This window comes from Paenibacillus sp. FSL K6-3182, from assembly GCF_037976325.1.
In the GTDB taxonomy this organism is placed as follows: Bacteria; Bacillota; Bacilli; order Paenibacillales; family Paenibacillaceae; genus Pristimantibacillus.
In genome coordinates this window covers 2521860-2538332 of the sequence record NZ_CP150265.1, presented here as the reverse complement: position 1 = coordinate 2538332, position 16473 = coordinate 2521860, and the positions used below count along the sequence as shown (strand labels likewise).

General features: G+C 37.2%; 7 protein-coding genes. All 7 read right to left on the bottom strand.

What is annotated here, in order from left to right:
• Nucleotides 1-160: 160 nt before the first annotated feature.
• Nucleotides 161-1756, bottom strand: a complete 1596-nt coding sequence (locus tag MHH56_RS10760) for a response regulator (protein WP_339209554.1) — start codon at nt 1754-1756, stop codon at nt 161-163.
• A 7-nt stretch (nt 1757-1763) separates the two neighbouring features.
• Nucleotides 1764-3479, bottom strand: coding sequence for a histidine kinase (locus MHH56_RS10755; protein ID WP_339208167.1), 1716 nt, complete (start codon nt 3477-3479; stop codon nt 1764-1766).
• A 78-nt stretch (nt 3480-3557) separates the two neighbouring features.
• Entirely contained in the window at nt 3558-5720 is a 2163-nt protein-coding gene (locus tag MHH56_RS10750; RefSeq protein ID WP_339208166.1) for an alginate lyase family protein, read from the bottom strand.
• Nucleotides 5707-6834 (bottom strand): glycoside hydrolase family 88 protein, encoded by a 1128-nt coding sequence (locus tag MHH56_RS10745; RefSeq protein ID WP_339208165.1) that lies wholly within the window; start codon nt 6832-6834, stop codon nt 5707-5709. Before MHH56_RS10745 ends, MHH56_RS10750 begins: the two co-directional genes overlap by 14 nt.
• Nucleotides 6835-7075: 241 nt before the next feature.
• Nucleotides 7076-9379, bottom strand: coding sequence for a glycoside hydrolase family 95 protein (locus tag MHH56_RS10740; protein ID WP_339208164.1), 2304 nt, complete (start codon nt 9377-9379; stop codon nt 7076-7078).
• Between the two features lie 879 nt (nt 9380-10258).
• Entirely contained in the window at nt 10259-12178 is a 1920-nt protein-coding gene (locus MHH56_RS10735) for a response regulator receiver domain (protein ID WP_339208162.1), read from the bottom strand.
• A gap of 4 nt (nt 12179-12182) precedes the next feature.
• Complete coding sequence (locus MHH56_RS10730) at nt 12183-15275, bottom strand: ATP-binding protein (protein ID WP_339208161.1); 3093 nt, start codon at nt 15273-15275, stop codon at nt 12183-12185.
• Nucleotides 15276-16473: the final 1198 nt, after the last annotated feature.

Below are 16473 nucleotides of genomic sequence, written 5' to 3'. Positions count from 1 at the left end.
ACAAGAACGATGGATTATGACTTCGTAGGAGCAATATTTTGACTTTCCAAATCGCTTGTAATGAGTGAAAACACCTTAGAGTTATGAACAATGGGAACGACAAAAAAACCCGTACCCCGGTATTATCGGAGAACAGGTTTCGATTGTGGCTGCAGTCTATTCATCTTACATAAGTGTTAATCGTATAATTTGCTTTATATTCACTTGGAGTCATGCCTATATACTTTTTGAACACTTTTGAAAAATAAGTTCTATCCGAATATCCAAGTCCCATAGCTAAAGATTCGATGCTTTGGTTGGACGTTTTCAGCATTTTTGCAGCAATTTTCATTTTATACTGGTGAACAAAATCCGTGAAATTCACACCCGTCAGTCGTTTGAAATAGCGGGAGAAGTAGCTTGAATTCAAATACAAATGACGCGCCATGTCAATTGAGGTAATGTTTTCGGATAAATTTTTATCTAGATATTGTTGAATCACCTGCAGCTTCGGCTCCTGGATCACGGGTTCTAATCCCTTCTGTCGGTTTTTTGCAATGTGAATAAGCTTTCTCTCAATCAATCCTGTTACATCGAGCAAAGTCCTTGCAGAAGACAGGTAGATATAAATCCCCTCATCCGACTTCCATCTTGAGAACATTATATCAATGCTGCGAATGAGTGTTGATAAATCTTGAACCAGCTCACTTGGCTCCACTCTATTCTCTTCTGCATTTTTTCCAATATTTGCGACGATATTATGGATACTGTCAAAGTCGCCTTTCATAATCGCACGCTCAATATCTGATTTATAACAATCTAGAAACCCTAGCGGATAGGATAAAAACATGCTCTGTAAGAAGACATTCATATTCGTAACCGTAAACTCACTGCTTTTGTAAAACTCATTTTTATATTGAATCACCTGCTGATAGACGGCTCCAATGGATTGCAGCTCCATCTTATCTGTCACGGTGACTATATTAAGCTGCAATTTTAGAAACTGTAGACAAAGAGCCTGCAGCTCCTGCATATACTTTTGAAAATAAGGATAAGCATTGTTCGCCAAATTATTTCGGTAATTATACAAAATAACTAAATTGTCTTTTTCCAAAAATGGCGTTATTCCATCATACGAACCTGACAGCTCCATCGCAATATTGTGAATCGCATAAAAAATTAACGAAATATTGTTCTGAACGTAAAGCGATTCGTAAGTTGAGAAATTGATATGGACTACACCCATCATAAAGAAGGGGTATCCCCATGAGATGCCTAGCTGAGCTGCATACCCCACAGTTGATGTGGGATTAACACCATCAATGACTCTTTGAAACAAACCTTGCTTGAACAGCTCACTGTTATAGTTCGATACTTCATTGTCGATCTTTGGGACTTTCATTTTGAGCAATTGTATGGATTTCCCTAAGCTTTGCTCAAGCTGCTCCGCTGTTAATTGATCTTTAAGAAGATAATCATCGGCATTCAGCTTTACTGCCTGCTGGGCGTAATGAAAATCCTCGTGGCAAGTCAAAAATATGACTCTAATATCCGGTTTCATCCGGCGGAAAATAGCCGCTAGCTCGATACCGCTTTTTTGCGGCAGTCCAATGTCAGTGATGACGATATCAGGCGACGTTTCTTCAAACATATGCAATGCCTTTGCACTTGAATAGGTAGCCCCCACTACATGCAGCTGGAGTGACTCCCAATCGATCATTTGCTGCAAAACCCGAATCATAGGGACATCATCATCAATTAACATGACTTTATACATCACCGTTTCACCCCTCCGAAGAATAAACATGCCGTTCAATAACAGGAAGATGAAGGAAGGCTGTTACCCCGCCCTGTACATTTTCATATAGAGCTAACGCCGCCGTTGGACCAAATGTTAATCTTGACCTTTGAATCACATTAATCAAGCCGACCCTTTGATAAGAAGAGGACTGCTCTGAGCCGACTGAATGCAGATGATGGTTCAGTGCAGCTAAATGTTCTTCCTCTATTCCACTTCCGTTATCCTCTATTATAATGATTATTCCGTTCTCTACTCTTCTTGCTTGGATCGAAATTTTGGCAGCAGGATTGTCTACCAAACCATGTACAATCGCATTTTCAATTAAAGGCTGCAGCATCAGCTTCGGAATTAATAATTGTTCCAGCCCTGGTTCAAGCTCAACCGTAAGCTCAAGAACCATTTCATTTCTGATCTTCATAATATCGATGTAATGCCCGAGCAGCACGCACTCATCCTTCAATGAGGTCGGTTCATTTACCTTCAGATAGGCTCTGAGCAAGCTCATTAATGAATCGATGCTTTTGCTATGCAGAAGATCCTTGTGCAGGATGAGACTGCATTTGATAGAGTTCAATGTATTAATTAGAAAATGCGGCCGAATTTGCATGAACAAAGCCTCGAGCTCCATTACTCTCTTCAGCTCCTGTTCATGCTCAATATCATGGATAAGCCCCTTGAGCTGCTCCATCATCGTGTTCAACGAATGACCTAGCTCAGCGATATCGTCTTTCCCTTTCACTTCAAGCTTCACATCAAGGTTTCCCATCCCAAATTGCCTGACTGCACGCTGCAATTTTTGAATAGGCCTGTGCAATCTCCTTGCAATAAACATAGAAGATATGGAAAAAATAATAAAGAGGAAAATAACGCCTCCAATACCCAAATAGAAGGTTCTTGAAATTTCCCCCGTAAAGGTTTCCTTATTCGCTTCATAAACAAGCGTCCAATCCGTTTTGTCTAACGTGACTTCAGAACGGAGAATATCTCTGCTTGCTGCTGCATCGTGCGACAGAAGCTCCGTGCTTCCAGCAATAAGAGTTCCCTCTGCATCAAAAAGCGCTACTTTACCAAACTCAATGGGCTTTAGAACTTTCTCAAAGTATGACTCTGAAATACCAATAATCAGAACCGATAGATAGCGTTTGTCATCATTATCATGAATCACTCTTGCCATATAATAGGTCCCTTCCTTATCGGACTCTTCTTTAACCATACCGAGACGTTGCAGGGTTTCCGGCCTTTTGAGATCAATTTTTTCATATAAATCGTCTAGGTTTCTATTAACTAAATTCAAATCATCCTCATTCGAAGAAATAATAAAGCCTTTTCTATTAACCAAATACATTCGAATGTTATTATTTAAGGGTTTCGATGTAATGAGAGAAAATACTCCCCTTATGTTCGTGAAATTTGTGTAATCCGCATACGTATTCAACCGTTCTGTATCCGCGAATTTTTTCAAATCTGACCGGACATTCGTATCATTAACTATGAAATGCGATGCGAATATAACATCATCAATCGTTGTTCCAATCTCTTCGATCATGACATTCAAGAAGTTGTCATTGCTCAGCTGAAGCTTCTCAACCATCGTCTCTTTAATGAGCACAAATGAGATGACAGATACAGTAATGATAGGAACAATAATAAATAGGAGAAATGACAGCTGAATTTTTTGATAATAGCTTAACCTAGACATATTTACCGCGCCTCTTTCAAGTTGCTTTCATGACTATTGCAGCAGGGTAGCTTATCGCTTTTTTTCGCGTTTCAGGCTTTATTTTATAACGGTAATCTCTTTGACCTTATCTTTCAAGGATATCAGCACCACTTCGCCAAAAATCTGTGTGCCGTCAACCATGTATGAATCAATATGAGAGGATGGAGCCCTATGGCATACAACAATGATATATTGCTCTGTTGAATGCGGAATCACAATCCGGCATGCTTCTACGCTGTTGTCCTCTGCCAACTCACCAGTATATAGGTAGACTGGAACTTTTTCAACGATAGGAATGCTTGTTTCTCCCGCGCGTAAAGGGTAAAGCACCTGCATCATCGATGTCGTACCTGATCCAGTTCTCTCGTAGGTCACATATTGGTTAGGCTCCACTAGATTATATTCATACGAAATAACACCCTCGCTCTGCTCAGCCTTAAGTCCAGCAGTCTGGATCGGAATAATGCAAAGATTGGCATCATTCTCATTTGTCGTGCGACAAATCCCCGTCTCCTGCGATAAGCTCAGTTGTCCAGGAGCAAAATGAAAAAACTGCTTAAACGTATGTTCATTCTGGCTTCTAAAGCAATCCACCACAAGCCAAAAATACGGTTTTACAAAGATGATGCTCCTGCTTGGGTAGACTGGATCATCCAAATGAATGTATCCATCGTGGCTCCCGCTAACGTAATCAAAATTCGGCTCGGAAATCCACTCCGTGCCTGTTCTTGAAGCTATTCGCCCAAATTGCCATGTATCAATAACTTCCGTAAATTCAATATCATCAACTACCGTTGTATTATGGGAGCTGCAATGTTTAAGCTGCTTCCGCAGCGGCGTATGATCAGAGTAGTTGTATCTCCCTAGATCCGTAAGCAGATCCTTGCCGTAGGCATGAATATCGATATGAAGCATATCCGCGTGCCCATGTCCTCCTCCAAGAGGACCACAGCGGAAATAGAGATACAACGCTTGTTCTTCCCAGCCAGAGCGCATCACATAATGCCCTGAGTGTTCAAACGCATAAGATTGCTGCGGCGGTATTTGAACGGGGCAATCTTCATAATAGCGAATACCTTCAGGCCCGAAGTTCCAAGCTTGATCAAAATCGACCTTCTCCCATCCAGCAAACCGAAACACGGGGTCTTTGAAAATAATCGCAGCAGCCGTCATAACTGACCGAATATCATTATTATCGCTATCACCAAGCATCACCTGTCTATGATCCGGTCTTGCCCAGTAGAGAGAGGCAGCAGCCATGCTCTTTACCGAACGAGTAAAACTAGCTTCCATGGTCATTTTATTTTTTTGAGCCAGAGTCATAATGTCTAGAAAGCAGTTCAGTACCTCATGATGATAGGTGGGGGACTGCTCCCAGTGAATGCCGTCCTTCATCACTTGCAGTCGCGACGTTTCTCTCAGCCTCTCAGCCGTTAGCTGCTGCCAGTGAAGTGTTCGCTTAAATTCTGGAACGAATACGGACATTTGGAATAATCCACTCGTTTCAATAACACCCCAGTTGCTAATATTACTCCAGCCTGTGAATGATGAAGCTAAATATTCCGCATGCTCATGGAGGGAGACTAACATCTTTGCAAATAGACGCGGCGTCATAACTTGGCTTTCAATTAAATAAGACAGTGCCTTGATCCAATTGCTGCAGCGCAGTCCCGCCTCAATAGAGCGCCAAGTTAACGTACTCCTAGTCTGCTCCGAAGGAACGGGATTACGATCAATCCAATCCTCTAATTGTAGACAGAAGGTGCTCGCATATTTCACATCTCCAGTAAGCTGATAGGCTTGTCCAAGTGCAATCCAGTACCGGTGTCGATTAAGCATATAGGCCCATTCCACATCATTACCTTGAATGTGATTCCAATCGATTAGCTGATCAAAGCTTACAGGAACACGGGTACGCTCCATATCCCACTGAAAGCGGAATAGGAAGGTTTGCGATACGACCTCATCAGCTGTTTGCAGCACTTCCTGCACTTCATCAGAACAATGTACATGAACATAGCCACAAACCTGTGGGATTTCTTCTTTTTGCAAATACATCCTAGGAGAAGTACGCTCTATAAAATATTGCTTTAGCACTGCAAATGCATCATCAAGCTGATTCTGAAGGATGGCCTTCTTTACCATTTCTAACCCTTCATCATCTAGGTTTAATAGGTCAAATAGGCGATCTTCATACTGAGCTTGGTTATTTGCCTTCATACCAATAACCTCCGATACCCTTCTCAAGCCTCATCAGCGCTTCCAGATAGTAATAATCTCCCCAGATCATATAGTCATCTGGTGACAATCCTCCGTGCACATAATAGGATCCATGCTTAAGCAGTCCCTCTGCGTCTTCTTCTCCAATCGTCGCGTATTTTTGAACGAGTGAGGTCATTGATTTCTCAAGATGTTCTTGGAAATAAAGACGTTCAGGGTCTTGCTGCTCCATGAGGGATAGGAGCTCTAATAATCCCGCAGCTACAATCGCAGAGGCCGAGCTGTCTCTATAGGTATCTTTCTCAATGGGAGCATTGAAGTCCCAGTAGGCTACATGGTCATCTGGCAAATGCTCAAGGAAATAACGGGCAAGTCGCTTTGAAGCTTCGAGGAACTTTTTATCCTTCGTGTAGCGATAGGAGAGTGCGAATCCATATACCCCCCACGCTTGTCCCCTTGTCCAAGTTGAACCATTCGTATACCCTTGATGCGTCGCCCCTCCGATCGGTTCACCCGTTTCTGGCTGAAAGAAGAACGTATGATAGGAGCTGTCATCCCCTCTTACTAGGTAACGCCTTGATTTTTCTGCTTGTATACGAGCTGCTTCCATATAGGATGAATTTCCTGTCTGTTCGCTCGCCCAATACAACAGTGGAAGGTTTAACAGACAATCGATGATAATCCGGCCGCCCTCTTTAGCATCTCCCTTTTGTCCCCAAGCTTGAATATAGCCGCCAGGTTCACACCACCGGTTCATAAGCAAATCAGCTGCTTGCAGCGTTAATTGTCGGGCTGCTTCATCCTTCTCCACGATCCATTGTGCTTTGGAGGATAGGGAGTATAAAAAACCGATATCATGATGATCGAGCACAACGTGGTCTTTCAGGCGTTGATGAAAACTTGTAACCGTCTGATCCGCCGCATTCCGAAACCGTTCGTCTTGTGTATATTCGTAGCATAACCACAGCATCCCGCTCCAGAAGCCATTGGTCCAATCATTATTTTCATTCAATTCATAGGTTCCATTGCTGCTGACATGAGGGAATTTCCCCTCAAATCTTTCTATATTTTTTAGCGTCTTTGCAATAGCATCATCAATAGCCGTTTTCCACACGATGCAAGGCCCCTTTCATTCAACATTTTATTAGTTACGCTCAATCATAACGAAAGAATGATCGTCTAATGAGAATGAATTTTTGCAGGAATGTGCATTATTTTGACTTTTTTTAAGAACTTCGTATGATCCATGATTAAAATACAAAAAGAGGTTTCCCACGCCTCGTTTATGACGTTGGAAACCTCTTTTATGATGTTAGTCTCACATGTATGGAGACCCCGTCTACCAATTATAAGTGTCACTCTGTTGCCGGCTTAACAACATACATGGTTTCGGGTGGCATTACAAATTGATAGGTGCAATCCGTCCATTCAGCCATTATAAGTTTATTTGCCAGATCACGAATTCCAAGTTGTGCCTTGCTATAAATAGCAAGCTTCCCGCCGATTTCAGTACGAATCTTGGCTTCCATCAGCTTTCCATCCAACCATTCGATATCAACTGTGAACCCGCCCCTTGCCCGCAAGCCTGTAATAAGGCCGGATGACCATGCGGGAGGAAGTGCGGGCAGCAAAAGCAGCTCGCCTCCGTGCGATTGCAGCAGCATTTCTTGAATTGCCGCTGCCCCTCCAAAATTAGCGTCAATCTGAAATGGCGGATGATCTCCGAATAAATTAGGATGAACGGCTTTACGCAACAAATCTTGCAAGCTGTTATGGGATTTATCGCGATCACCTAACCTCGCCCAAAAATTCGCAATCCAGGCCTGACTCCATCCCGTATGTCCGCCCCCATGCGATAATCTCCGCTCGAGCGTACGCCGTGCGCCTTCTCCTAATTCCGGCATGCGATGAGCCAAAATTTGCTCCCCCGGATGTAGAGCAAATAGATGTGAAATGTGGCGATGTCCAGGCTCAGCTTCCTCATAGTCGACAGCCCATTCCATAATCTGACCGTACTGGCCGATCTCCGGCTTAGGGAGTCTGCTCCGAGCTTCCATCAATTCCACTTGAAGCAGTGGATCAAGATCAACAATTTTTGCTGACTCTATACAGGCGCTAAATAACGCATAAAGTATCTGAGAATCCATCGAAGGACCAACGCATAACGACCCGATTGCTCCGCTTTCTGATACATAACTGTTCTCTGGAGAAAGGGACGGCGCGGTTATAAGCCTGCCTTTGTCATCTTCGATTAGATAATCGAGGAAAAAAAGCGAAGCCTCCTTCAGCACCGGATAGGCTCGTTCACGTAGAAACGATACGTTACCGTTGTATCTGTAATGCTCCCATAAATGAAGGGCAATCCACGCACCTCCTGATGGCCAAAAAATTGCTGGCGTCCACGCGCAAAATATCCCTGTTTCCGCCCACAGATTGGTTACAGAATGTGCTACAAAACCTCTTGCACCGTATAATTTTCGTGCCGTTTCTCGTCCGTTAACCACCAGCCGATCGATGAGATCGAACAGCGGCTCGTGACATTCAGCCAAATTGCCAGCTTCCGCGATCCAGTAATTCATTTGCAAATTGATATTCAGATGGAAGTCAGATTCCCAAGGAGGTGTGAAGCTTTCATTCCATATTCCCTGTAAATTAGCCGGCAGGCTGCCGGGTCTTGAGCTTGCCATTAGCAAATAACGTCCATAATGATAGAACAACGCTTCAAGACCTAAATCTATATGACCCTGCTGATAATGCAGCAGCCGCTCAGAGGTAGGTTTTTGTTCAAGCTCAAGATTATTCTCATCAGCAGAGCCTAATGTTAGTGAAACTCTATCGAATAAATGACTATGGTTTTGAACATGCCTATTCCTAAGCTCTGCATATGGCAAAGAAGCTGCCTGCTCCACCTGTTTGAGCGCCTCCATGCACGGATCAGTGCACCTAAACGAGGTCTGTGCCGCTATTATTAAAGTAACTGCACTCGCATGACGGATATCCAAATAGTTCCCAACCGTCTGTATCTCGCCCCCATCCACAACTGCTCGTAATACAGCTGCGTAATGAACGCCACCTGGCCCACATTGTCCTTTCATTGTCAAAGTACCCTCTGCCTCACTGCCAACTTCCCCCTCGAATGGCCTTCGACTCAAACGGGAAGTTAAAGTAAGAGCAGCCTGCTGCGATGCAGTCAGACGGATAATTAATACTTGGTCTGCTGCGCTCGAGAAGACTTCCCGTCGATAATGAATTGACTCAGACTTATACTCAATAAAGTTGATTCCAGAATGAAGATTCAACTCACGCTGATAATCCGAAGCGTTGTGATGACCTTCCATCTTAATGGTTAAATCACCAAGCGGCTGATACGGGCCAAAATAATGCGGCGCATTGGTCATATGCAGCAACGCTAATCTTTCTGCTTCCTGCGGTTCTCCTTCCAGCAATAAGCTTCTAATTTCCTGCAGCTTTCCAATGGATGCTGGATTATCATTCCCCATCGGTCCTCCATACCAGATGGAGTCTTCATTTAATTGAATTCTCTCGGATTGAATTCCACCGAATACCATGCCGCCCAAGCGTCCATTGCCGATTGGAAAAGCCTCAGTCCAAACATTTGCAGGCCGTTTCTCTATTAATCTATTATTATTAATTCCCATATTTTCTCACTCCAGATTTGTCCTTTTGAACGCAGTGGTAGTAACTTAAATTTCTAGTAATTTAAAATCTAAGGAACTCAAAACGCGTGTAACTTAAAACGCGTGTAATACTGAAATATATAATATTAATCATTCCACTATAGAGCAAACAAGGACAAATCAAAGGAGAGATACTGACTTAGGGCAAGTAAAATTTTGACTATTTGACTATCTGTATCTTTATGTCGCTGTAATTCAGTTCCTTGCTTTGTTTTAAATACTACAGTGACTTTTCAAACATCATCATTTTGTTGTTTAGTGGCAGCGGTTCTGGCTTCGATTTTCGCGGAGGAGGTGGAGAAAACAAGGGATAAGCATAGAAATTGTTGACCTACGAAGCTTAATTCCATTAGATATGGAATCAAATATAGAGTCGAAAATATAGGCAAATCAGACAGTTGTTATTAATGAAACACCTCGCACTTCTAATGTAGCTGCTGAGATCATTGCTCAAATTAATCAAAAAGCCATACTTCATTTAGAAACTCCGGTCGTACGTATTTCTCCTCCAGATATTGTTTATTCTTTCAGTCGCATCGAAATCCAATAGTTTTCAACACAAAGAAAACTTGTCGCAGGACTTAAAAAAGTACTGGGTTATTAATAATCCAAAAAGCCCCCGCCACCTTCCGTTCGTTCAACGGTTAGCCATGCGGGAGCTATGTTATAAGATATAAATTTTTTATCTTTTTAAATTAATACTTACTCTTTCGATTTGCTTTGCCAGAAGCGAATTCAAATGAAATTCAGTTTAAGGTTTCAAACTCAGTTTAAAACCAAACTACTCCATCATGTTAATCTCTATTGATTATCCAAAAGCTACAAGAAATAGTTTAAATGTTATTTTCCATTTCTAGAATTTCTTTTTCTACCACTACTTGAAATTTTATTCTTCAATAATTTTTCTCTATTCCTTTTTCTAAGTACCACTTTAGTTATTAATTCATTCTTTTCAATAATATTTTCTTCAAGAGGTGGTTGTGAAATAATATTAAAAAAGTTCGGAATGTAATCCGATTCTTTATAAAACATCTCGTATACACCCGCGCGCGATTGATATGCAATGTATTTGTTTATAATACTTTGGGAATAATCTAACTTCATATTTCCAATAATTTGAGTAGTTTTTGTTTGAATCTCTTTCTCAATGGTATCTTTTGAAATTGTTTCTACCTCGTAAAATTTCCATTTAATAAAAATCAGCTGCTTATTATTTATGTCAGGAACAGATGTACAGTGTTCTTTGGCACTAGAATTTTTCAATGTGTTATCATCCAATTGATTAACTCTAGTTCCAACTAAAAATTTGTACTTGTTTCCTATTAAATTAAGACGAGCAATATCACAAACAGGTGTAATACAAAAATAAAAAGAATCATTTCCCGAAATTCGATCTTTTCTTTTAATTATCGTTCCAGTTTGTACTACATTACTTTCGCTATAAAACTTCATCATCCTAGTAAACGTAATCGTTTCCTCTAAAAATGAATCTTTAAACCCTTTGTTAATACCATTATATCCCTTTTCATTGATATAATTTTCAACAAGTAATATAAAAAGAACCACTTCATTAACTATTTGTTGATGTTTTTTTGGTTTATCATGATATGTCTCACAAAGAGAGTTTATACTATCTCTAAAAGTCTCAAAAGAAACTACTTTTGGATCATCAAGCAACTTCTCCAATTTTCTTAAAAAATCTTCGTTACGAAAATTTTTTGTTATTAAGTCTTTAGCAAAATTTATCTTTAATATGCTCATTAGATCATTTATTGCATCACTTTTAATTATTCTTTTACTTATTATAAATTTTATTTTTTCCTTTTTCCTTTCGAATAGGAAATGTGTGTCGGATTTTAACGTAAATTCATCCATCAAATCAGAAAGTAAAGTATTATTTATGAACGAAGTTATCTCATTATTTGATATATCAGATGTGAAGATTTGAGAAAAAAGCACTTTTTCAAATGGAGTATCAAACTTCTTGAGTGTTTTATGCATATTTTTATCCAACTTGTTAACACATTCCATAAAGTGTAATGTTATGCTTTTGTCCTTCACCAGAATATCTGTAATCTTATTAATAATTTGATCAGGAGAAACTCCTTTATCCATTATAAAACCAAATAACGAACAGCCTTCATTTTCTTTTTTTGTTTGAAAAAAGAAAGATTCTTCATCTATTACTTCAAATTCATTTTCTTTTTTTATTGAATCTAAAACATTTCCCAAATTTCCTTTTGTATAAATAACCGCACATTTTATTCCAGTATCATTACTTAAAAAGGATTTAATTATTTCTTTCGTAGCATTTCCCGGAGCTTTAACCCCTGTATTTGGTTCCATTTCCCAATCAATTATCAATATTTGACTATTCTTAAGAACGTTATTAATTGTACTAATATTTTCTTTAGCTTCTCTTCCACTATTATATTTATAAGGATAGGTAACAATCCCTGTATCAATAAAACTTTTGAAAACATCAAGTGGACTATGGGTAATAAAAGGAGTTTGAAAAATTTCTTTTGCTGCTGCAACTTCCTTTTGCTCATCGGATTTAAAGTGATTTACTTGTTCTTCATCGATATAATCGATTTCATCATAATCAATATCATCATCTGTATAATTCTCTAGATCCATAAATTCATTAGTTTCTTTCTGACCTACAAGAAGTTCATTTATCTCGAATTCATCATCTACTATTAATGCATTACTAAAATATTCCTTAACAATTTGCTTAGCAGTCTGATTTACTGACACTATTTTACACTCCTAATAACGAATTATTATTAAATGTTATTGAGAAACAAGCACCTTTTAAGGATATAGATTTTTCATAATTCGACAATAATGACAAATCGTGTCCTTTTGCATTTAAAATATCTTTAGATAAAAATAGACCCAATCCTCTTCCTTCAACCTTTTTTGAAAAGAATGGTTCAAAAACACGTTCTACATCTCTATCACTAATACCTGGGCCAGTGTCGTGTATATATAAATGCTTATGATCATCGGATAAGTAAAAGTGTAACTCTTTTATTTCACTATTTAGCATCCAATAGATAGAATTAGATACAAGATTAACTAAAGGAGTGAATAAAACAACTTCAGCTTCCTTAATAAAAAAACTCGATGGAATATTGTTATGAATAGTAATACCATAACGATCAATATCTGAATTAAAAAAAACTAAAACATTTTCTATATATTCTTTCAGTGAAAGATTAATTTTCCTATGCCTAGACTGACGATAGAGTGGACTCATTCGTTCATGAAGTTTTTCTAATGACTTAAATCCTGTATTAACACCATTTAATAAAACCATCAATTTAGTTTTCCCAAGAGCAATACTTAGTTTATTTAAGTTTTCCTTAAGATTAGAGTAGACTGAATTAAACTCATGATCGGTCAATTCAGTAGCTAACCCTAGTGCCGATAGGTCTCTATATGTGGTTAGTTCAGTTTTTAATTTACCTATTAAGTCTCCGTCATAATTCCATTTATCTTTATTTTCAATGGTTTCAGTGAAAGTTATTATCATTTTTTTTAGCTTTCTGATTACTGATGAATTGTTTAACGTATCCTGATAAATAACCAATGAACTTCGAACATCTGAACTAGTCAAATGATAACGTTCCATTAACTGATTAAATTCAATTCTTATTTCTTCCGTTACTCTATTATGATTATTCAATCTGCTACGAAGAGAAATTAAGTCATTGATTAGTATCTGAATTCGTGATCCATTAGAATTTATGAATTCTTTTTTTGCATTTTCAATCTCAGATTCAATAATCATATTTATTTCATTTGTTATACTATGAACGTAATTTTCGAAAAGTTTAATATTATTTTTATCAATCTCTTTTATGTTTTTAATGTAAGATGCTGATAACCATTCTACTCTTTCATCTACTTGTTCGATAATCCAATGATAATCATGATCTTTTTCCGAAACTAAATTTTCATTAATTATATTTATTAGACTTTGAATATTATTATCAGCATACTTTTTTAGTTCTTCTTTCTTAAATTCTATTTCCTCATTAAAATTTTCAACTAATTCTCGTATTTCAACCTCATGTTCATATCTGGATTGTATTTCCCATTTTATCTCGTTAACGGATTCAACAATTTGAAAAATAGTAAATTTTATTCTAGTCAACTCAGATTCTGAAATTTCATTAGTGTTAATTCTTTTTTTAAAACTTTCAGTTAATCTATCAATTTGAGATTTAAGATTTTTCTCCAATTCATTACTTTTTATTTCAAAACTAGTAACCCACCTATCCAGTCTTGTAAAATACTTTTTTTCTTCGATGCTTTCAAGGTCTCTTTTTCTATTAAACTCGGCTTTTTCTTTAGAACCTTCTATATATTTACTTCTCTTACCATCATTTGATTTAGTCTCTAAATAATCAACTGCCCACCATTGTAATAAATTTATTAAGACTGTTCTAAAATAATTAAAATATTCATTCTCAATAAAACCTTCTCTACTTGATTTATCTACCAAAAATTCATTTGCTTCCTTACTAATCTCAATATAACCGTACATTCTTCGAAAACTAAATAGCCACGTACCCGCACGTTTTGTTCTTCGTTTTTCAACGTTCAGAAAATCATTATCTACTTCACCATAAGGTAGTATACGTAATCCATCTCTGAACACGTATATTCCTCCAATTTGGTCTAATTTATCAGTTAGTATTGTATGTTGATCTGCGGGTATGCTTGATAAATTAGAGGTACCTTCAACATAAAACCATTTTATCTTTATAGGACCACAGTCTTTCATATTTGCCATACCATGTGTCAATTTCTCATGAGTAACATTAACCTCTTCAGGTGAATTTCCTATTCCAATAAATGCATTCCCTAAAAAACCCCCGTTTTTTATTACTCCTTTTAATGCGTAATCAAATAGACCTACATCATCAGCATTCAAAGCTTCACTATTCTCAAGATAGATACCATTTACATGTATTTTAGGAATAAAATTATCTTGCTTCTCAGATTTACTTCTTAACATCGCTTCTTCAGTTTCAACTAATTGGTTATCAAAAATATCAATAAAATTTCTAAATGAAAATAATAGATCTTTTAACCGTTGTTTCTTTCTTATTAAATTTTCTTCATTTGTCTGAACACTATAATTGTTCCAATCCCAAGTATTATCTATTTCATCTACATAAAACATAGTCCCCCCGCCATTTTTCTCAATTTGACGAGTTCTTGATATTATTTCATCTGATATCACAAAACTTTGGATATTTTTTATAATTATGTCATGTTCATTTGTATTCCAAAAAACTTTGTTTTCAAAATTCTTTAAAAGAATATCTTTAGCTAAATGGAAATCATTTTGTAAAAACTCAATTATATGTTGAGTGCTTTCAAATTCTAAAACTGGTACTTCTATCTCCTCAAGAAATAAATTTTCATTACGAAATAAAGCCCAATGCAAATACAATAAAGCCCATGGATTGTTAGTATTTTGATTAAATTTCTTTTTTGATAAAATTAATAATTGATCACCCAATAATGAAATAGCGAGCCTACCAATACCTTTTTCACCGATTTTTATCCTTCCTTTTCTAGTCCTTATAATTTTTTTACTTTTTTTTGAATATGTACCGAGTGTAAGCCAGTTATTCATAATATCATCTTTATTCATTCCATCACCGTCATCCCAAATAAGAATTCGGTTTTTAGTCGTATTGACATCAATTAACCCTTCGTCTGCATCTGCATCATACGAATTTCTTAATAATTCAGATAGCGCTGTCACTTCATCTCTTATTTGTTGTTTCCCAAGTAAATCAACTGCTCGAGCTCTTGTTCTAAAGTTAGCCACTAATTAATCTCCTTAAGATGCTAGATTTTTCAAACTAATTCTAACTTATAAGCTTTCTCCTTTTACTCTTATATATCTTCATGTCTAACTAACAAAATATATTACTTTGAAGTTAATAGATTTATAGTTTTGTTATTTTAGAGTGTTCTAAAAAAATTAGAATAAAACATATTCTATTGGGAAATGTAATAATTAAATTAAAACTGAAACTATAATTTATCTTTTATATGATTTAACCTCCCAACTACTATCACATGGTTGCATGATGTCTATATACTACTCTTTATTTTCCCCAGATATTTTCTCTGACACTACATAAAATTATCCATCTCAATTAATTAAATTCATTGAGGTCAAAAAATAGATACGTCCATAATACAATGTATTTATTATCTAGTTCTATTTTACTACCTTCTATCCAAGTATTTCAAATAATTTCCTGAATATATATTGTTAAATTTATTTTAGTCTTTCACCTAAAGCTCTTTGTTTAATCAGATTAACGAGTGATGTGTCATCAAGCAGATTAAAATTCAATGTTAGATGAACAGCAACTAAAACTAGAAATGTATGTGTGTATGTTAAACAAATGAGGAATAAACGGGGATTCTGACGATACCATTTAGTCGTATTATTGTAAGCTTATAGAATCGATAGCTTTTACTTTACCATAATGCAATCAAGAAACAGGTATGCCTCATAAGATCGTCACAATAATGATATGTAATGAGTTTTACCTGACTAAGTAAATGGTATGCATAGTTGTCTATTTTATTAAGTTTATACTACGACACTTTAGAATTTAATATTTGATACGCACAGTACTTTACCACAGCTTCAATTTACTTGCACTCATAAGTCATCGTTCAATTTTCTGCAAGAACTCATATTTGGAATGAATATTCCAAAAACCTGTCGAATTCGAATTTCATCTTTTCTAAGTGTGGTTCCAAATAACGTGTATCTATTAACTACTGGTAAAGGTAATAACAAACAATACACTGGTATGCTTTTTAGATCTACTTCTATAATCCAAGTTTTAGTTGCCCACTTTCAAAATGATCTTCTTACATACATATACCGACACGGATGTCATTTGCAGAAAGATTAGTTGCCTTAGAAATAAGAGACCCAGCAGACTATACTATCAACTCTTTCGAATGTTTTATTCATAGGTTATTCAGTTCAAATCACTTAA

What these genes read in the sequence shown, in the direction of transcription:
- MHH56_RS10760 (WP_339209554.1), bottom strand. Translation starts at nt 1,756, where the DNA reads ATGTATAAAGTCATGTTAATTGATGATGATGTCCCTATGATTCGGGTT.
- MHH56_RS10750 (WP_339208166.1), bottom strand. Translation starts at nt 5,720, where the DNA reads ATGAAGGCAAATAACCAAGCTCAGTATGAAGATCGCCTATTTGACCTA.
- MHH56_RS10755 (WP_339208167.1), bottom strand. Translation starts at nt 3,479, where the DNA reads ATGTCTAGGTTAAGCTATTATCAAAAAATTCAGCTGTCATTTCTCCTA.
- MHH56_RS10740 (WP_339208164.1), bottom strand. Translation starts at nt 9,379, where the DNA reads ATGGGAATTAATAATAATAGATTAATAGAGAAACGGCCTGCAAATGTT.